This is a genomic window from Neisseria sp. HMSC055H02 (assembly GCF_001813335.1).
Lineage (GTDB): Bacteria > Pseudomonadota > Gammaproteobacteria > Burkholderiales > Neisseriaceae > Neisseria > Neisseria sicca_C.
Genome location: NZ_KV812125.1, coordinates 58413 through 77609 on the forward strand (window position 1 = coordinate 58413; position 19197 = coordinate 77609).

General features: G+C 53.6%; 18 protein-coding genes and 1 pseudogene. 1 reads left to right on the forward strand and 18 read right to left on the reverse strand.

Annotated features, from left to right (window positions below; genetic code table 11):
• Window positions 1–50: 50 nt before the first annotated feature.
• The 7 genes from HMPREF2907_RS10300 to HMPREF2907_RS10335 all read right to left on the reverse strand — a co-directional run bounded on the left by HMPREF2907_RS10300 (window position 51) and on the right by HMPREF2907_RS10335 (window position 4983).
• Window positions 51–851, reverse strand: coding sequence for an MlaA family lipoprotein (locus HMPREF2907_RS10300; RefSeq protein ID WP_070682616.1), 801 nt, complete (start codon window positions 849–851; stop codon window positions 51–53).
• Window positions 848–1126 carry an STAS domain-containing protein gene (locus tag HMPREF2907_RS10305; protein WP_070682617.1) on the reverse strand — a complete coding sequence of 93 codons (279 nt, stop codon included), beginning with the start codon at window positions 1124–1126 and terminating at the stop codon, window positions 848–850. Before HMPREF2907_RS10305 ends, HMPREF2907_RS10300 begins: the two co-directional genes overlap by 4 nt.
• Before the next feature lie 98 nt (window positions 1127–1224).
• Window positions 1225–1815, reverse strand: a complete 591-nt coding sequence (locus HMPREF2907_RS10310; protein ID WP_070682618.1) for an MlaC/ttg2D family ABC transporter substrate-binding protein — start codon at window positions 1813–1815, stop codon at window positions 1225–1227.
• A 38-nt stretch (window positions 1816–1853) separates the two neighbouring features.
• Complete coding sequence (mlaD, locus tag HMPREF2907_RS10315) at window positions 1854–2351, reverse strand: outer membrane lipid asymmetry maintenance protein MlaD (RefSeq protein WP_070682619.1); 498 nt, start codon at window positions 2349–2351, stop codon at window positions 1854–1856.
• A gap of 50 nt (window positions 2352–2401) precedes the next feature.
• A complete protein-coding gene (gene mlaE / locus HMPREF2907_RS10320; protein ID WP_003742846.1) occupies window positions 2402–3178 on the reverse strand; it encodes a lipid asymmetry maintenance ABC transporter permease subunit MlaE in 777 nt (258 codons plus the stop codon).
• 136 nt (window positions 3179–3314) lie between these two features.
• Window positions 3315–4115: an ABC transporter ATP-binding protein gene (locus tag HMPREF2907_RS10325; protein ID WP_003779745.1), complete on the reverse strand. Its 801-nt coding sequence runs from the start codon at window positions 4113–4115 to the stop codon at window positions 3315–3317.
• Between the two features lie 412 nt (window positions 4116–4527).
• Window positions 4528–4983: a four-helix bundle copper-binding protein gene (locus HMPREF2907_RS10335; protein WP_070682620.1), complete on the reverse strand. Its 456-nt coding sequence runs from the start codon at window positions 4981–4983 to the stop codon at window positions 4528–4530.
• Window positions 4984–5180: 197 nt separating this feature from the next.
• On the opposite strand from HMPREF2907_RS10335, the pseudogene HMPREF2907_RS13350 reads away from it, so the two are divergent.
• Window positions 5181–5292, forward strand: a pseudogene (locus HMPREF2907_RS13350) (IS5/IS1182 family transposase); the annotation flags it as partial.
• Window positions 5293–5376: 84 nt separating this feature from the next.
• Here the strand turns inward: HMPREF2907_RS13350 and ftsZ are convergent.
• The 11 genes from ftsZ to HMPREF2907_RS10390 form a co-directional block, all read right to left on the reverse strand.
• The gene (ftsZ, locus tag HMPREF2907_RS10340; protein WP_070682621.1) at window positions 5377–6570 is read right to left on the reverse strand and encodes a cell division protein FtsZ; all 1194 of its coding nucleotides are present in this window, start codon (window positions 6568–6570) and stop codon (window positions 5377–5379) included.
• A 225-nt stretch (window positions 6571–6795) separates the two neighbouring features.
• Window positions 6796–8040 carry a cell division protein FtsA gene (ftsA, locus tag HMPREF2907_RS10345; protein ID WP_003742837.1) on the reverse strand — a complete coding sequence of 415 codons (1245 nt, stop codon included), beginning with the start codon at window positions 8038–8040 and terminating at the stop codon, window positions 6796–6798.
• A gap of 80 nt (window positions 8041–8120) precedes the next feature.
• Window positions 8121–8846, reverse strand: coding sequence for a cell division protein FtsQ/DivIB (locus HMPREF2907_RS10350; RefSeq protein ID WP_070682622.1), 726 nt, complete (start codon window positions 8844–8846; stop codon window positions 8121–8123).
• Complete coding sequence (locus HMPREF2907_RS10355; RefSeq protein WP_070682623.1) at window positions 8836–9750, reverse strand: D-alanine--D-alanine ligase; 915 nt, start codon at window positions 9748–9750, stop codon at window positions 8836–8838. Before HMPREF2907_RS10355 ends, HMPREF2907_RS10350 begins: the two co-directional genes overlap by 11 nt.
• 161 nt (window positions 9751–9911) lie before the next feature.
• The gene (gene murC / locus HMPREF2907_RS10360) at window positions 9912–11321 is read right to left on the reverse strand and encodes a UDP-N-acetylmuramate--L-alanine ligase (RefSeq protein WP_070682624.1); all 1410 of its coding nucleotides are present in this window, start codon (window positions 11319–11321) and stop codon (window positions 9912–9914) included.
• A 254-nt stretch (window positions 11322–11575) separates the two neighbouring features.
• Window positions 11576–12403, reverse strand: coding sequence for a class I SAM-dependent methyltransferase (locus tag HMPREF2907_RS10365; protein ID WP_070682625.1), 828 nt, complete (start codon window positions 12401–12403; stop codon window positions 11576–11578).
• 134 nt (window positions 12404–12537) lie between these two features.
• Entirely contained in the window at window positions 12538–13605 is a 1068-nt protein-coding gene (gene murG / locus HMPREF2907_RS10370; protein ID WP_070682626.1) for an undecaprenyldiphospho-muramoylpentapeptide beta-N-acetylglucosaminyltransferase, read from the reverse strand.
• 3 nt (window positions 13606–13608) lie between these two features.
• A complete protein-coding gene (gene ftsW / locus HMPREF2907_RS10375; protein WP_070682627.1) occupies window positions 13609–14766 on the reverse strand; it encodes a putative lipid II flippase FtsW in 1158 nt (385 codons plus the stop codon).
• Window positions 14767–15043: 277 nt separating this feature from the next.
• The gene (locus tag HMPREF2907_RS10380; protein ID WP_070682628.1) at window positions 15044–16537 is read right to left on the reverse strand and encodes an amidase; all 1494 of its coding nucleotides are present in this window, start codon (window positions 16535–16537) and stop codon (window positions 15044–15046) included.
• 243 nt (window positions 16538–16780) lie between these two features.
• Window positions 16781–18118: a UDP-N-acetylmuramoyl-L-alanine--D-glutamate ligase gene (murD, locus tag HMPREF2907_RS10385; RefSeq protein ID WP_070682629.1), complete on the reverse strand. Its 1338-nt coding sequence runs from the start codon at window positions 18116–18118 to the stop codon at window positions 16781–16783.
• A gap of 85 nt (window positions 18119–18203) precedes the next feature.
• Window positions 18204–19124, reverse strand: a complete 921-nt coding sequence (locus HMPREF2907_RS10390) for a tetratricopeptide repeat protein (RefSeq protein ID WP_070682630.1) — start codon at window positions 19122–19124, stop codon at window positions 18204–18206.
• Window positions 19125–19197: the final 73 nt, after the last annotated feature.

Here is a 19197-nt window from a genome sequence, read left to right on the forward strand (position 1 = left end):
GGAAAATAGATTGAGGTCGTCTGAAAGGTTTTCAGACGACCTTATGGAGATTATTCGGCAGGAATCGGCTCAAATTCGGCAGCGGATTGCGGGAACGGTTCGGCAAAATCGGTTGCCGCGGGCGCATCGCTGTCCACCAAGTCGTCGATGTCGATGTTGTCGTCTTCGCTTTGAGGGAGCGTGCCGCCGGTTTGTTGGGTGCGGACTTTCATGTAAAGGTCGCGTGTGTAGCTGTATTTGTCGATGGCTGCGCCTTCGAGGCTGTCGGTCAGGTCGAGCAGTTCTTCACGGGTGTTGATGGCCTGCAGGCCGATTGTGCCCCAGCGTCCTGCTCTGGTGTGGAAGACGGCGTTTTTAACTGGGTAGACGGTGGTAACGGCGTTGCCAATGGTATCGCGTACGGTAGATGGGCCGAACAGGGGGACAACGAAGTAGTTGCTGTTTTTCCAGCCCCATGTGGCGAAGGTGTCGCCGAGGGTGTTTTTGTTGTCGGGAACGCCGCCTGCCCCTGCGACGTCAATCAGGCCGCCGAGTCCGAAGGTGGTGTTAATGCCGACGCGGACGAGGTCTTCGCTGGCGCGTTTGACGTCAAGGCGCAGAACGTTGCTGCCGAAGCTGACGACGTCGCGCAGGTTGTTGAAGAAGTTGATCACGCCGGTGCGGACGGGTTTGGGCGTGATTTTGCGGTAGCCGCGTGCGACGGGGGCGAGAACGTATTGGTCGGCCTTGTCGTTGAATTTGAAGACGGCGCGGTTGTAGCCTTCGTAGGGGTCGGCGGGATTGGTTTCGGCAAATGCGGGGGTTGAGGCCATGCCGATGAGGAGTAGGAGTGAAGCGGTGGTTTTTTTCATGGGTTCAACCAGTCTTCGATTTCGTAAAGCTCGGACAGGGTGCGCACGGATTCGGGTATGCCTTGCAGGCTGATTTTTCCGTCCGGGCGGCGCAGTGCGTCAAGCAGCAGGGACACGCAGGCGGAATCGGCGCGTCCGACGCCGCTCAAATCGACCGCACGGGTGTCTTTCAGACGACATTGCTGTCTGAAGCGGGTAAAGGCGGCGGCGGTCAAGGTTTTGACGGTGATGTCGCCGCTGATGTGCAGCGTGCCGTCGCGAAGTTCGGTTTGCATGGCTGTCTTGTCAACTTAATCTTGGATGATAAAACCTGAAGGTTGTTGTGTGCGAAAGCCATGTCGTCTGAAAACGGATGGCATGGCTTGTTTTTGCATTATTTGCTGCCGTTTTTGGCTTTCAGCTCGGCAATCAGTCCGTCTACGCCTTTGGCTTTGATGGTTTCGCCGAATTGGTTGCGGTACACGGTTACCAAGCTCGCGCCTTCGATGGCGACGTTGTAGGCACGGTATTTGTTGCCGCTTTGGTAGGTGGTGAAGTCCATGTTGACGGGTTTTTGACCTGGGGGGGTAACTTCGGCGCGGACGATGATTTCTTTGCCGCCTTTATTGACAACGGGGTTGTCTTTGACGTTGACGTTGGCGTTTTTGAATTTCAACATGGTACCGGAGTAGGTGCGGATCAGCAGGGTTTGAAATTCTTTGGTTAATGCTTGTTTTTGCGCGTCAGACGCGGTGCGCCAAGGGTTGCCGACTGCCAGCGCGGTCATGCGTTGGAAATCGAAATAGGGAATCGCATAGGCTTCGGCTTTTTGGCGGGCGGTGTTGGCATCGCCGTTTTTTAAGATGCTCAATACTTGAGTGGCGTTTTGACGGATTTGGTTCACTGCGTCGGCAGGGGCGGCAACCGCCATGCTGATGCTCAAGATGCCGATGCTTAGTGCGCTGATGAAAGAGGTTTTTTTCATGATTAAGTGTCCTAAAGTATGAATATGATGGTGTACGTTTATTCGGTGGCTTTTGCCGCATTGTCGCCGCCTGCCGCGTTTTTCTCGGCGAAGCTGGTCATGAATTTACCGATCAGGTTTTCCAGAACCATGGCGGAGCTGGTAACGGAAATGGTATCGCCCGCAGCGAGGGGTTCAGTGTCGCCGCCTTGTTGCAGTCCGATATATTGTTCGCCCAACAGGCCGGAGGTCAGGATTTGCGCGGAAACGTCGCTGCTGAACTGATATTTTCTGTCCAAATCGAGACGGACTTTCGCCTGATAGGATTTCGGGTCAAGCTCGATGGAGCCGACGCGTCCGACCAATACGCCTGCGGATTTGATCGGCGCGTTGGCCTTCAAACCGCCGATGTCGCTGAAATCGGCATATACGGTATAAGTCTTGCCGGAATTGCCGAACGCCGCGCCGCCCGCCACGCGGAAAGCGAGAAAACCGACCGCTGCCACGCCGAGCAGGACAAACAGTCCGACCCAAAATTCCAATACATTCTTTTTCATTAAAGTTCCTTGAATATCCAATGTTCTTTGTTTCGTTTTCAGACGACCTGTCATTCCGTAAACATCAATGCGGTCAACACAAAGTCAATCGCCAAAATCGTCAGGGCGGACGAAACCACCGTGCGTGTACTGGCGCGCAAAATGCCTTCCGAGGTCGGTACGCAGTGGAAGCCCTGATGCACGGCAATCAGCGTTACCGCCACGCCGAACGCGGCGGATTTGATCAGACCGTTGATTACATCGTAGTGTATCGTGATGTTGTTCTGCATTTGCGACCAAAAAATGCCGCTGTCCAAGCCCAGCCAGGTTACGCCGACCAAATACGCGCCGTAAATGCCCGCGACGTTGAAAATCGAAGCCAACAGCGGCATGGAAAACACGCCCGCCCAAAAGCGCGGGGCAACCACGCGGGCGACAGGGTTTACCGCCATCACGTTCATCGCTTCGAGCTGTTCGGTCGTTTTCATCAAACCGATTTCGCTGGTCATCGCACCGCCCGCGCTGCTGGCAAACAGAATCGCCGCCAATACGGGACCCAGTTCACGCAACAGCGAAGCCGCAACCATATAGCCCAAAATATCGGCGGATTTGAATTTCGACAACTGCGTATAGCCCTGCAAACCCAAAACCATGCCGACAAAGAGCCCTGAAACGGCAACAATCAACACCGACAGCACGCCGGCAAAATACACTTGGCGCACGCTCAGGCGCGGACGGACGAAAGCCGTACCGGATTTCGCCAGAATGTTCAGCAGAAACAGCGTAATACTGCCGAGAGATTGAATAAAGCCGAGGGTTTTCGCCCCGACGGAACGGATAAAATTCATAGGTTTCCATTACGGATTAACGGGTTTCAGACGACCTTTTAGGATGATGGTGGGTCGTCTGAAAAATAATTTCGGCTTCAGGCAACAACGGTTCAAACATCTCAGACGACGTCTGTAAACCGAGGTCGTCTGAAAACTACCCAAGCAAATCTTGCTGCAACGACGTTTGTGCCGGATAGCGGTATGCGACGGGGCCGTCTGCCAGCCCGCCGACAAACTGGCGCACCCAAGGCGAATCCAGTTCGCGCATTTCCTGCGGCGAGCCGGAGAACATGATTTCGCCGTGCGCCAAGAAAATCACCTGATCGACGATTTCCAAAGATTTTTCAATGTCGTGCGTCACCATAATGCTGGTCGAACGCAAAGCTTTGTTGACGCGGCTGATCAAGTGGGCAATCACGCCCAGGGAAATCGGATCGAGACCGGTAAACGGCTCGTCGTACAACATGATTTCAGGGTCGAGCGCAATCGTGCGGGCAAGCGCGACGCGGCGCGACATCCCGCCGGAGAGTTCGGACGGCATCAGGTTTTCCACGCCGCGCAGACCGACCGCGTTCAATTTCAACAAAACCAAATCGCGGATAACCGCTTCCGGCAGGCGCGTCAGTTCACGCATCGGAAAAGCGATATTGTCGAACACAGACAAATCGGTAAACAGCGCGCCGTGTTGGAACAACACGCCCATGCGGCGGCGGTGTTCATACAGTTCGTCAGCCGAAAAGCCCGCCAAATCACGTCCTTCAATCAAAACCTTACCCGATTGCGGATGAATCTGACCCGTAATCAGCCGCATCAGCGTGGTTTTTCCGCTGCCCGAACCGCCCATCACGGCGGCGAAGTTTCCTTGGGGAATGCTGAAATTGATATTGTTCAGAATAGGACGGTCGCCATACGCGAAGGCAACGTCTTTCATTTCGATGAAGGGTACGGAACTCATGAAGGGGAAGATAGGGCGGGATGTATTTTAATTACTTGCATTGTAAAGCTTATCAAGGTGTCGGGCAATTTTCAGACGACCTTATCAAGAAAACGTCTGTAAAGAAGCGTGAAAATCATGTGTTTGGCAGGAATTTTAAGACCATTGGAATGGTTAAGGCGTGAATCTTGCAACCTGCTGTCTTCATTTTAAAACGGGGCGCGTTACAGAACTTAATAATCCTAAACATAACGATTTTCGCCGGCGGGGGAAGTTTTAAATTTATGGCAATATTTTGTAGGCAAAGACACAACATTCTACAAGCAATACTTACATTTCAAATAAATTTGTGAAAACCATCCCATCCAAAAAAACCGGCCTGCCTGCAAAACAAAGCTTGTTTCACAGACAGGCCGGTTATTTACCGCGTCAATTAAGCAGCAATTTTTTCGCACTCTTTGATGCAGGCAAGGCAAGACTCATAACATTGTTTGCATTCTGCGTGGTGGCCTGCGTGTTGTTTGCACGCGGCGGCACATTGTTTGCACGCTTCAACGCAGACTTTTGCCAAAGAAGGAGTCAGCGGAGAGTTTTGGGCGGCAAGGTTTTGCAGCGCGCCGCACAATGCCAACATTTGGTTGACGCCTGTTGCGCAGTCTTTCATTGAAGTATCGCCTTGGCTCAGCAGTCGGATGCAGTGTGCCAGACAGATTTGACCTGCTTCAACACAGTGGGCAGCCGCTTTTCTGGCTGCTTCATAGGTTTGGGACGCCGCAGCAGGAGCAGCGTGAGAATGGCCTTTATGGTCATGATTTCCGTGAGCGCGGGCGAATGAGGCGGCGGCTGCCAAAGAAACGGCTGTACCACCTAGGAATTGACGACGGTTCATACTGTATTTCCTTATATAATCATTGATATGCAGTTAAACATAACGAATCGCTAAAATCGAAGACAGCGGCTCTCTGCGCATCATTGATGTCGTCTGAAATCAGCCGCTTATTCAGATTTTGAGCGGTTACACTACACTTGCCGGCGCAATCCTATCATTCAGCTGTTCGGCAGACAATAGGTCGAAAGTCGAGAATATATAGTGGATTAAATTTAAATCAGGACAAGGCGACGAAGCCGAAGACAGTACAGATAGTACGGCAAGGCGAGGCAACGCCGTACTGGTTTAAAGTTTAATCCACTATACTTAGAAGTATAAAAAGGCAAAGCCTCCAATATTCCAAACTATAAAAAAACCTGCCAACGATATGGCAGGCTTTTTTAACAGAATGAATTATTTGTCCGAATTATTTTGACGGCGCAAAATAGCCGGAATTTCAAAATCGTCCAAAACAGATTGGTTACTGAAATCCGCGGCAGTCAAATTCATTGAGCGGATGCCTCTGTTGGTACGAACCAAGCCATCCACATTACCAGCTTGCGCAGACTGAACGGCTTCGGCATTTCCGCTAACCAATTTTTGTGTACGGACTGCCGCACGCATTTGGTTTTCACTGCCGTTTTCTTTCAGACCGGTCGCAATAATGGTTACACGGATAGCGTCTTCGCCCATATTGTCGTCTTCGGCAGTACCGTATTTGCATTCTGCTTCAGGATGCGCATTCTCGTTAACCACTTTCATGATTTCACGGTATTCGGACATTTTCAGGCAATCCGGAGCGGTAGTGATGTTCACCAATACGCCGCGTGCGCCATCCAGAGTCACATTATCCAGCAACGGGCTGGAAATCGCTTGTTCGGTTGCCAAACGGGCGCGGTCGATGCCTTGAGCAAAACCGGAACCCATCATAGCGATACCTTTGATGCCCATTACGTTTTTAACGTCGGCGAAGTCAAGGTTAATGAAACCGGGACGGGTAACCACTTCGGAAATACCGGCCACCGCATCGCGCAGGACGTTGTCCGCCGCACGGAACGCTTCACGCATGGTCACGTCTTCGCCCAATGCAGTCATCAGTTTGTCGTTCGGGATGATAATCAATGAATCGACCTGACCTTTGAGCTGCTCCAAACCTTCTTGGGCAATATGTACGCGTTTGCCTTCGTAGCCGAACGGACGGGTAACGACCGCAACGGTCAGGATACCCATTTCTTTGGCAATCTCGGCAACCACAGGAGCCGCACCGGTACCGGTACCGCCACCCATACCGGTGGTGATGAACAACATATTCGCGCCGCGAATAGCATCTTCGATGGCTTCGCGATCTTCTTGTGCCGCAGCACGGCCGATTTCAGGATTGGCGCCCGCACCCAAACCACGGGTCAGGTTCGTACCCAATTGGATGCGTTTGGCCGCATTATTTTTACCTAAAGATTGCGCATCAGTATTGGCACTAATAAATTCAACACCTTGGATGATGTTGGCAATCATGTTATTGATAGCGTTGCAACCGCCGCCACCCAAGCCGATTACTTTAATGACCGCAGGGCTTGCGGCTGATTCAGCTACGTCGTAAACAAATTCCATTCAAATGACTCCTGCGGCGCCCTGCATCGAGGACGATCCAAAAATTAGATATTATCCGTATTATATAAGAAGTATTCCGACGCTGGCAAAATACTTCTTATTCATTCACCATTACCGTTATTTTTTTACTACATTTTTTAACGAAAGAACACAAGTTTTTAATTATCGCAATTGGAACTATTCCGACAGCAACTCGTTTCCCTGTAAGCAAAATAACAGTATTAATCAGAAATTGTCTTTAACGAATTTCATCAGTTTTGCCCACAGACTGATTTTTTCAGTCTGATCATGAACCACAATCGCACCGGTCACCGGCGCGCCGTCTTCCTCGCCTCTTGCCGCCTGCAAAAGACCGATAGCGGTTGAGTAGCGCGGATTGCGGATGCGTTCGGATACGCCGCCCATTTCTTGGGGTACGCCGATGCGTGCAGGCAGGCCGAACACTTCTTCGGCAAGTTCAACGATACCGGTCAGCATAGACGCGCCACCAGTCAGAACGATACCTGACGTGAGGACTTCTTCAGGGAAGCCGGAACGGCGCAATTCGTTAAGGGTCAACTCCAAAATTTCTTCAACGCGCGGACCGATGACGCTTGCCAAAACACGGCGGGAAATCTGACGGGGCTGGCGGTCGCCGACGCTGGGGACTTCGACCATTTCGTCTAAGCCTTCCATATCGGGAATCGCGACGCCATAGTGGATTTTGATGTATTCGGCAGCGCTGTGCGGGGTGCGCAGCGCTTGTGCCAAGTCTTTGGTAATTAAATCGCCCGCCACGGGAATAACGGCAGTATGGCGGATAGCGCCGTTGGTATAAACGGCAATATCGGTCGTACCGCCGCCGATGTCGATGACGCACACGCCCAAATCTTTTTCGTCTTCGGTCAAAACAGCCTGACCGCTCGCCAAAGGCTGAAGCATGATTTGGTCCATTTGCAGACCGCAACGATGGATACATTTTTGGATGTTTTGCAGGGCGGTATTGGCACCGGTAATAATATGCACGCGGGTATCGAGACGGACGCCGCTCATACCGATAGGCTCTTTGACACCGGGCTGGTTGTCGATGATGTACTCTTGCACCACGGTATGCAGGATGTTGTGATCCGGCGGGATATTGATAGCTTTGGCGGTTTCGATGGCACGGTCAATGTCGGCTTGCGAAACTTCGCCGTCTTTGATTTTGACAACCCCTTGCGAATTCAAGCTGCGGATATGGTTACCTGCGATACCGGTCGTAACGTGGCTGATTTTAGTATCTGCCATCAATTCCGCTTCATTGACTGCCTGCTGAATGGCTTGGGCTGTCGCGTCGATATTGGTTACCATGCCTGCTTTAAGGCCGCGAGACGGTGCCTGCCCGAGTCCGACGATATGGATTTCGTTGTCTTCTTGTACTTCGCCAATCAGGGCGATGACTTTGGATGTGCCGATATCGAGGGCACTGATATATTTACCTTGTTGTTCCATTATATTTGCTCGTTATTTCGCTGGAGTTATAACTATTTGTCTGTATCGGCAATAGTTTGCTTCACGCCGTTTGCTCGGCTTTAGTCGTCTGAAAGATTTTCAGACGACGTCTCTGATGTGTAACGCACGGAAAATCCGTCTTTATACCGCATATCAACGTAGGATAACCGATTTTGATTTTTACGCAACAGCGTCGGCCAAATTTCGGCGAAAAGCTGTAGGCGTTTGATTTCGTTCTCTCTTCCCAGCCTGACGGTAATCCCGTTGTCCAAGACCACCAACCAGGCGGAGCGCGGCGTATAAATCAGTTCTTTAATCGCCAGATTTTGCCGGCGGAGGATGCCGGAAAATTCTTCGTAGTGTTTGACCATGTCTTTGCCCGTACCGGGCTGTCCTTCAAAGATGGGCAGCTTGGCTTTGAGCTGGGCGTCAAACACATTGCCTTTGGAATCGACCAAGCCGCCGCTGCGCCAATGGGCGACAGGCACGCGCTCGGTCAAATGAATTTCGACGGTATCGGGAAAGCGGCGGCGCACCATGGCGGAATCCACCCACGGCAGCTTTTGAAAGGCTGCCTGAATACCGTCCAAATCGGCACGGAAAATATTGCTGTGCGTGTGCTGTTGAGCGGCGCGCTGAAGTTCCTTCCCGTCCGAATAGGTCAGTTTGCCCTGTATGGACACTTGTTTGACGGGAAAATGATTGGAGTTGTATAGCCAGGCTATGCAGGTGCCGATGAGCAGCAATGCCATCAGCAGCAACAGCCAGCGGGTCAGCCGACCCAGTGCGCTTGCGTCATCCCACATGTGCGGTTTTCAGAATTTCAATGCATAAATCGGCAAAATCCACGCCGGTATGGGCGGCGGATTTCGGTACTAAACTGTGGCTCGTCATGCCGGGCAACGTGTTGATTTCCAAGAGGTACAGCTTACCGTCGGTATCTTTGAGGAAATCGACGCGCACGCAGCCCTCTGCCCCGATTGCCTGCGCTCCGCGGACTGCCAGGGAACGCATCAGGTTTTCTTCAGCCTCGCTCAAGTCTTCGGACGGACATTGATAAACAGTGTCGTCGCGGTTGTATTTGGCTTCGTAGTCGTAAAACTCGGTCGCGGGGATGATGTGTATGCTGGGCAGGCCTTTGCCGTTCAACACGGGGCAGGAATATTCGCCGCCGCCGATAAATCGCTCGGCGATGATTTCACCTTGAAGGTGTTTCAATTCTTCGTAAACGCTTTTCAGACGACCTTTTTCTTTCACTTTCACAACGCCGACGCTGCTGCCTTCGGCTGCCGGTTTAACAAACATAGGCAAGCCGAGTTGTTGTTCGACGGCATCGAAATCGGAGTCTTCGTGCAAAACGGCAAACTCGGGAACGGGCAGCCCCAAAGCTTGCCAAATCAGTTTGCAGCGGTATTTGTCCATGCCGATGGCAGAAGCGGCGACACCGCTGCCGGTATAAGGAATGCCCAACAATTCCAACGCGCCCTGAACGACACCGTCTTCGCCGTAAGTACCGTGGAGGATATTGAAAGCAGTTTGGAAACCTTGGGTTTTCAATTCCGCCAAGGGCGTTTCTTTAGGGTCGAAGGCGTGTGCGTCTATGCCTTTGCTTTTTAAAGCATTCAAAATGGCAGCACCGCTATCCAGCGAAATTTCGCGTTCGCTGGAAAAGCCGCCCGTCAATACGGCTACTTTGCCAAAACTCTGCATTGTTTTTGTTCTTTCTTGATTGCTTTGTTTATTGATACAGGTCGTCTGAAAACCAATCGGCCTTTCAGACGACCTTAATAAATACTTTAATTTTGTTTGTCCCACCTGATAAAAAATTGCTTCATCGGGCCGCTGTCGCGACATGGCGAGAAGGTTGCGCCTCAGGCTTTTTTTGACAACTCCAGCATCGCGGCAGGTACACGGTTGATGCTGCCTGCGCCCATATTCAACACGATGTCGCCGTCCTGTAAAACGTTCAACAGCATTTCAGGCAAGTCGGCGACGTTTTCGCAGTAAATCGGCTCGAGTTTGCCCAATACGCGGATGGCACGGGCAAGGGCGCGGGAGTCGGCGGCGGCAATCGGCTCTTCGCCGGCGGCATAAACTTCGGTTAACACCAGTGCGTCAACAGTATTGAGGACTTTGGTAAAGTCTTCAAACAAATCGCGCGTGCGGGTATATCGGTGCGGCTGGAAGGCGAGCACCAAACGTTTTTCCGGATACGCGCCGCGTGCGGCGGAGAGGGTCGCTGCCATTTCGACGGGATGGTGCCCGTAGTCGTCCACCAACAGCGCGGTTCCGCCGTTGGGCAGCTTGATGTCGCCGTATTTTTGGAAGCGGCGGCCGACGCCTTCGAAACCGAGCAAGCCGCGCTGAATCGCTTCGACGGATGCGCCGACTTCCAGCGCCACACCGATGGCTGCCAAGGCATTAAGGACGTTGTGTCTGCCGGGCATGTTCAACACGACTTCAAACGGCGCCTGCTCATGTCCTTTCATTTGGACATGAACGGTAAACTTCATTTGCGCACCGACGCTTTCGATTTCGGTCGCGTAAATATCGGCGGCATCGTCCAAGCCGTAAGTCGCGTAAGGCTTGCTCACTTTGGGCAGAATCGCGCGGACGTGTTCGCTGTCGATACACAAAAACGCTTTGCCGTAGAACGGCATACGGTGGATAAAATCGACAAACGCCTGATGCAGTTTTTCGACGCTGTGTCCGTAGGTATCCATGTGGTCTTCGTCGATATTGGTGACGACGGACATAATCGGAGTCAGATGCAGGAAGGACGCATCGGACTCGTCGGCTTCGGCGACGATGTATTCGCCTTTGCCCAAACGGGCGTTGGTACCTGCGGCATTGAGTTTGCCGCCGATAACGAAAGTGGGGTCGAGACCTGCCGCGCCGAGGATGGAGGCAGTCAGACTGGTGGTCGTGGTTTTGCCATGCGTACCGGCAATGGCGATGCCGTCACGGAAACGCATCAGTTCCGCCAGCATCAGGGCGCGGGGAATAACAGGGATTTGCTGCTCCAGCGCAGCGACGACTTCGGGATTGTCTTTTTTGACGGCGGTAGAGGTTACGACAACATCCGCGCCGTTAACATGTTCGGCAGTATGGCCGGGATAAACTTGAATACCCAAGCTGCTCAAATGCTCGGTAACCGCATTTCGCGCCTGATCCGAACCGGAAACTTTAAAGCCCAAATTGTGCAAGACTTCGGCGATACCGCTCATGCCGACGCCGCCGATACCGACAAAATGGATGTTGGTGACTCGATTTTTCATCATGATGTTGCGTTCCGGTGGATTTTCGATGCGTAAAGGCGTTATTTTAAAGGGCTATCCGCTTCTGCGCCATAGTTTTCTTGTAAATTAAAGATGTTTCGGCATACAGGATTTCACATTGGTGGCAATATGGGTGAAAAAGAGGTTTCGTTCAGCGGCAAATTACCCATTTTTAAACTCGACCTCAACTACCAAAATACCAGCAAAAACAAAACATAAGGTCGTCTGAAAACCGTTTTCAGACGACCTCTCGTTTATCAACTTGACGGCACTTGTATCCTCATCAAGCGCATATCCAATTTGCGCCGTCCCCACGCGGTCGCATACAAAAGGCGCAAGAGCCACGGATAACGCGGTTTGCAGACGCTGCTCAAGCCCGCTTCTTCGATGATTTCCACGCCCGGCATCAGCCGTCGGATGTCGTCCGTTCCGCTTATCGCCCAGCAGAACTCGGGCGGTTTGTCCATTTTACCGAGCGCGTCGTGGCGTTTGCTTTGTCCGATGTAGGCTTTGGGAATGGTATCGAAGGCAAGTTGGGCGTGCGGCAGACGGCGCGCAACCTGTTTGAAAAAGTCCTGCACCTGCGCCTCTTCAAAATACATCAACACGCCTTCGATCACGAGCAACACGGGTTTGCCGTGCGCGGCGACGGTGTTCATCCACGCTTCGTCGAACATGGACGCGCCCAGATAATGATTGTTCGACTCGGGCAGCAGCATACGCCGCACTTCAATCACTTCAGGCAAATCCAAATCATACCAAGCGGTAATGCGCGGCTTGCCCAAGCGTTCGTAACGCGCATCCAGCCCCGCACCGATTTGCACCACGACGGCATCGGGATGTTCGGCGATAAAGTGCCGGGTCATATCGTCCAACAGCTTCGCCCGCCCGCAACAGCCGACCTGCGATGCTTTGGCTTTGGCAAACTTGCCGAAGTCGTAGTCAATCTTGCCCAACATCCGCATGGCTTCGTCATCGCGCAAAAGCGGCTGCGCCCTACCCTGCTCCACAGCCTTCGCCCACAGGGGAATCAGCATGGTACCGGACAGGACGGAAACGGTTTCGGGAGAGATTTTTTCGGACATAGCAGCCTCCAATGAGAGAAATTCCTATTTGCATCATACTCCCGCACAATACGGCTGCCAAGTTGCAAAAAGGTCGTCTGAAACCCGTTTCTTGGTTTTCAGACGACCTCTGTTTCGTTCATCACATCATGTCATCATGCCGTACATGCGATGGCGGCTTCCGCCACATCGTCCGCGCTGTGCGGCAGCGCCAATGTGCGGGCGTTTTCCGCCCATTTGAGGCATTTTTCGCGGTTTAAGCCGCCGAGGATTTCGGCGAGCTTTTCCGCTGTCAACTGGGTTTGCGGCAACAGCAATCCTGCCTCTGCCTGCACCATAAAACGCGCATTGGCGGTTTGATGGTCATCGACAGCGTAAGGATACGGCACCAGCAGCGCACCCAGCCCCGCCGCCGTCAACTCGGCAATCGTCAGCGCGCCGGCACGGCAAATCACCAAATCGGCATCGCGGTAGGCGGACACCATGTCGGTAATAAATTCCACGCATTCGGCTTTCACGCCCAGCGCGTCGTAATCCGCCTGCAAGCTGCCCAGCTTGCCCCGGCCTGATTGGTGGTACATCTGCGGGCGCGCATCGTCGGGCAGCAAAGCCAAAGCCTGCGGAACGGTTTTGTTCAACACGTCTGCGCCCAAACTGCCGCCGACCACCAAGATTTTCAGACGACCTTCACGCCCTTGGAAGCGTTCGGCAGGCGCAGGCAGGTTGGCAATATCGGCGCGGACGGGGTTGCCGACCAAGCCGCCTTCGTGGCTGAACGCTTTCGGAAAAGCGTATAACACCCGCTTCGCCCAGCGCGACAGTTGTCGGTTGGACAAACCTGCCACGGCATTTTGCTCGTGAATCACAATCGGCACGCCCAAGAGCTTCGCAGCCAAGCCGCCGGGGAAGGTAACGAAGCCGCCGAAACCGATGACGCATTCGACGCGGTGTTTGCGGATAATCCGCTGCGCTTCGCGGACGGTTTTATACAAAGTAAACGGCAGTATCAGCTTGCGTTTGGTGCCGTTGCCGCGCACGCCTTTAATTGCCAGCGTTTCGAGCAGGATGTCGTATTGCGGCACGATGCGCTCCTCCATCGAGCCTTCGCTGCCCAGCCAAATCACATGATGGCCGCGCGCGCGCAATGATTCCGCCACCGCCAACGCGGGGAAAATATGGCCGCCGGTGCCGCCCGCCATCAGCATGAAAGTTTTACCGCCCATGATTTACTCCACTTGGTAACCGCGCATTTTTTTGCGGTTTTCATAATCGACGCGCAACAATAAGGTAATGCACACCAGCATGACCACAACCGCCGAACCTCCATAAGACATCAACGGCAACGGCAGCCCCTTGGTCGGCAAAATGCCGATGTTGACGCCGATATTGAAAAAACTCTGAATACCTATCCAAACACCGATGCCGTTGGCGACATACGCGCCGAAGGTCAAATCCAAATCGCGCGCCTGCCGTCCGATGGAAAAGGCGCGGACGACCAGCCAAACATAGCACGCAACCAAAATACACATACCCAAAAAGCCGAATTCCTCGCCGATGACGGCAAAGATAAAGTCGGTATGTGCCTCAGGCAGGTAGAAGCGTTTTTCCAAGCTCGCGCCCAAGCCCTGACCGAACCATTCGCCGCGCGCAATCGCCATCAGCGAATGCGTCAACTGGTAGCCTTTTCCCAAAGGGTCCGCCCACGGATTCAAAAACGCCGACACGCGTGCCATGCGGTAAGGCGCAAGCATAATCGCCGCCATCATAAATGAAGCCAGAATCATCCCCAGCATGATGAAATACTTGGCAGGGAAACCCGCCAAAAACACCATAGCCATCGTAACGCCGACAATGACGACGAACGAACCGAAGTCGGGCTGGAACATAATCAACACCAAACCCGCGGCAATCAGCCCGCCCGGAAACATAATCTTCTTCACGCTCTGCAACACTTCCGCCTTGCGCGTGAACAGGCTGGACAAATACAAAACGACGGCAAGCTTGAACAACTCCGTCGGCTGGATATTGACCGGTCCCGCGTGAATCCAGCGGGTTGCCCCGTTAATCTCCCGCCCCAAAAACAAAACCAGCAGCAGCAAAAGTCCCGAGAAGCCGAAATACCAGGGCATAAGCTTTTTCCAAGTGTTCATGCTGACAAAAGACAGGCCGATGCACACAGAAACGCCGACCGCGACAAACAAAGCCTGCTTGCCGACAAAAGAAAACTGCGTACCGCCCTCCGCCGCCGCGTAAGCAATCGAAGCGGAATAAATCATCACCAGGCTGAACACGGTCATCAACACCGTCATCCACAAAAGCGATGTATCGAATTTCTGACCGCTGCGGGAAATCGGGCGGTCGAGAATTTTGGAAAGACTAATCATGAACAAACATCCGTTACGGAACAAACGTTTCAGACGACCTTTTGGATATACGGGTCGTCTGAAAATATCGAAAATCAGAAAAACGTCATTCTAAAGGTTTCTTGCCAAAGCAACAATTCAGATTCTTTAAAGACAGTCGGATTCCGGCGTTCTTTGCGCCCTACCCTACCCATCACACACGCAAAAAAGGTCGTCTGAAAACGTTTTTATGTTTTCAGACGACCTTTTATGAATCTTTTCTTCGATCAAATAGACCGCTTTTTACCCAATGCACCCCCTAAACCACCTGCAGTATTTCCGCCCACGGCTGTATCTGTTCCAACTGCGCAGCGAGGCGGAGCAGCGTGTCTTCGCGCCCATGTGCGGCGGCGAACTGGGTACCGACGGGCAGCCCGTTATGCCGGTAAAGCGGCACGCTCATGGCTGGGTTGCCGCTCATGTTCAGCGGCGACGTATAGCCGACGTATTGCAGCGTTGCGGCGGCTTCTTTTTCTAAAAACGGGTTGTTTTTCAACAGAAAACCCAAGCGCAGCGTGCCAAACAGCAGGCGCATGGCTTTTTGTGCGGCGGGTGGCGGCATCATCTCGCCGATTTTCGGCGTGGTGCGCGGGCAGACGGGCGTCATCAACACGTCGTAACGCGTGAAAAATGCTTTGGCGGCACGTTCCTGCGCCAGCATCACGTCGCGCGCCCATGCCATTTCGCCCGCGCTGATTTGCCGCCCCTGCACAATCATTGCCCACGTTGTCGGCTCAAGCAGGCGGTGCGGCAGTTTTTGCCCGGTTTCGTATTGATATTGGTAGAACAGTTTTGCCGTTTCGCCCATAACGATGATGCGGGCAGCTCGGTTGAGCTGTTCAGGCGGCGCAAAATCGGGCGTGGCTTCTTCCAATTCATGTCCCGCGTCTTGCATCAGTTTCAAACTATGGGCAAACGCGGCTTCCGTACCTTCGTCGTTGCCGCCGCCAAACCATGCCTGTTTCCAAAAAGCGATTTTCAGACGACCTGTTTCTTGTTTCAGGCTGCCTGCAAAACCGTTTTCGGGCGGCGGCGGGCAGGCATACAGGGCGCGCTCTTGGGTTTGGGCGGCGATGTCCAGCAAAACCGCGCTGTCGCGCACGCTGCGGGTCAACACATGGTCGCATACCAAACCCTGCCACGCCTCCGATGCGTTCGGCGCGTAACTGCTGCGGCCGCGCGTGGGTTTCAGCCCGAACACGCCGCAGTTGTGCGCGGGTACACGGATGGAACCGCCGCCGTCACAGCCGTGCGCTGCGGGTACGACGCCCGAAGCCACTGCCGCCGCGCCGCCGCTGCTGCCGCCTGCGGTGTAATCCAAATGCCACGGATTGCGCGTGATGCCGTAAATTTCGGTTTCGGTAACGGGATACGCGCCCCATTCGGGCGTGGTGGTTTTGCCGAACACGCGCAGCCCCGCATCGAGATAGGCTTGGGTTAAATCGCTGTTTTGCTTGGCAATGTAATGCTGCATCATGCGCGAACCCGACCATGTCGGCGCGCCTTCCCAATCCGCCAGCAGGTCTTTGAGTAAAAACGGCACGCCCGCCAAAGGCGCATCGGCATTTTCAGACGATCCCTGCCACGCCGCCGCGCGTTCGCGCAAATCGTGCGCCAACAGATTGAGCTTGGGATTGACTTCGTCCAAGCGGCTTAAAGCAGCCTGCAACACTTCATCGGCGGACACTTCTTTTTTGCGGATCAGATCTGCCAAACCGACGGCATCGTAACGGATGTAGTCTTGAAAATTCATGGGTTTTCCTTTCGGATTGATGAACACACGTTTTTTCGGTCAGGCATGGCTGCCCGCCGCCTCGCCGTTTGCCCGCATAGGCAATTTTTAAGAAACAGTCACACCGGATAAAGGCAAGGAACAAGTTTGCCGTTGCTGCAAAAAGGTCGTCTGAAACTGCCTTAACGTTTTCAGACGACCTTTGAGGCAATGACACACAAGGTTTACGGTAAAACCAACCCTCTTTTCATGTTTCAGACGACCTTACAAAGCCTTAAACGCTTCGATAAACACTTCCGAACGGTGCGCATAGCCTTTGAACATATCAAAGCTCGCGCAGGCGGGGCTGAGCAGCACAATATCGCCAGCTTCGGCTTGGGCGTATGCCGTCTGAACCGCTTCTTCCAAAGTGGCGCAGTCGGTCATATTCAGATCGCAGCCGTCCAAATCGCGGCGGATTTGCGGCGCATCGACGCCGATCAGGAACACGCCTTTTGCCTTGCCGGCAAGCGCATCGCGCAGAGGCGTGAAGTCCTGCCCTTTGCCCATGCCGCCCACAATCACGAAGAGCGGGTTTTGCAAACCGGCAATCGCGGCGGCGGTCGCGCCGACGTTTGTGCCTTTGCTGTCGTCGATGAACACCACGCCGTTTTTCTCGCCGATTTTTTCCACGCGGTGCGGCAGGCCTTGGAAGGTTTTGACGTGTTCGAGCAATGCTTCACGCGGCAAACCGACGGCTTCGCACAAAGCCACGGCAGCCATGACGTTGGCGGCGTTGTGCAGACCTTGCAGCGGGATGTCTTGCGTGGCAATCAAATCTTCATTGCCTTGTTTCAGACGACCCGTCTCGCGTTCCAGCCAAAAATCGGCTTCGTGTTCCAACGAAAACCATTTCACCTCGCGCCCTGCCCGTTTCATGGCGCGGCAGAACACGTCGTCTGAATTTAAAACCTGCACGCCATCGCCACGGAAAATCTTGGCTTTGGTATGCGCGTAGTCGAGCAAGTCGTCGTAGCGGTCGAGATGGTCTTCGGAAATGTTCAGCACCGTCGCCGCAGTCGGGCGCAGGCTTTCAGTGTTTTCCAGTTGGAAGCTGGAAAGCTCCAACACCCACACGTCCGCCTTTTTACCTTCGCGCTGCAATTCCGCCTCCAAAACCGGCGTACCGATATTGCCCGCGATAACGGCATCCAGCCCGCACTTGATGCAGAGATAGCCGACCAGGCTCGTTACCGTGGTTTTGCCGTTACTGCCGGTAATCGCAATCACCTTGTCGCCGCGGCGGTTCACAATGTCCGCCAGCAATTCGATGTCGCCCAACACGCGCCCACCGTTTTGCTTGAATGCCTCGATATCCGGCTGACGCTCGCTGATGCCGGGACTGAGTGCCAGAATATCGAAACCGTTGTCCAACGCATCTTTCAGACGACCCGTGTAAAACACCAGCCCGTCAAACATCTTACTGATTTGCGACACGCGCTCCGGTTTCAGCTCCGCATCATACGCAGCCACCTCCGCGCCGTTTTTGCGCAGGTAGGCAATCATGGAAATACCCGTGCCGCCGAGTCCGGCGACGAGGATTTTTTTGTTTTGGAAAGTCATTTTGGTTTTGTCCTAAAACAAATCATATTGAGCAGGAGATGTCCGCCCCCTGCACAAGCCGCTTTCAGACGGCATTGCGAGCCGATTAATAACCCGCCTTCAGGCGTTGGTAATTGTCGCAGCCGTTTTGGTCTCCGTTTTGACACGCCTTGCCAAGCCATTCTTGAGCGAGCGCAAGGTCTTGGCGCACGCCGTGCCCTTTGTAATACATTACGCCCAAATTGGATTGGGCTTTGGCTAACCCCTGTGCTGCCGCCTGCCGATACCATTTGACCGCTTCGGCATCATCCCGGCGCACGCCTTGTCCATTTTCATACATCACGCCCAAATTGAATTGAGCTTGGGCTACCCCCTGTTCCGCCGCCTGCCGATACCATCTGACCGCTTCGGCATCGTCTTGGCGCACGCCGCGTCCTTCGGCATACATCACGCCCAAATTGTATTGAGCTTCGACTAACCCTTGCTCCGCCGCCTTACGGAACCATTTGACCACTTCAGCATCGTCTTGGCGCACGCCTTGCCCATTTTCATACATCACGCCCAAATTGAATTGGGCTTGGGCTAAACCCTGCGCTGCCGCCTGCCGAAACCATTTGACCGCTTCGGCATCGTCTTGGCGCACGCCTTGTCCTTCGTCATACATCACGCCCAAATTATATTGGGCTGCTGCATTTCCCTGTTCTGCCGCCTGCCGATACCATTTGACTGCTTCGGCATCATCCTGGCGCACGCCGCGCCCGGTTTCATACATCCCGCCCAAATTGAATTGGGCTTCAGTATCTCCCCGTTCTGCCGCCTGCCGATACCATCTGACCGCTTCAGCATAATCCTGGCGCACGCCTTGTCCATTTTCATACATCACGCCCAAATTGAATTGGGCTGCTGCATTTCCCTGTGCTGCCGCCTGCAAGTTTTCCCGAAAATCCGATACGTCATCCGCCCACACCGCTTGGTTCAAGCCCAAGGCAATCAGGGCGGCTACAAGCCATTTGGTTGGTTGTTTCATGGTTTTTCTCCTGTTTGGTTTCACATCGGCTTCTCGAATCCGACATTATAGTGGATTAACTTTAAACCAGTAC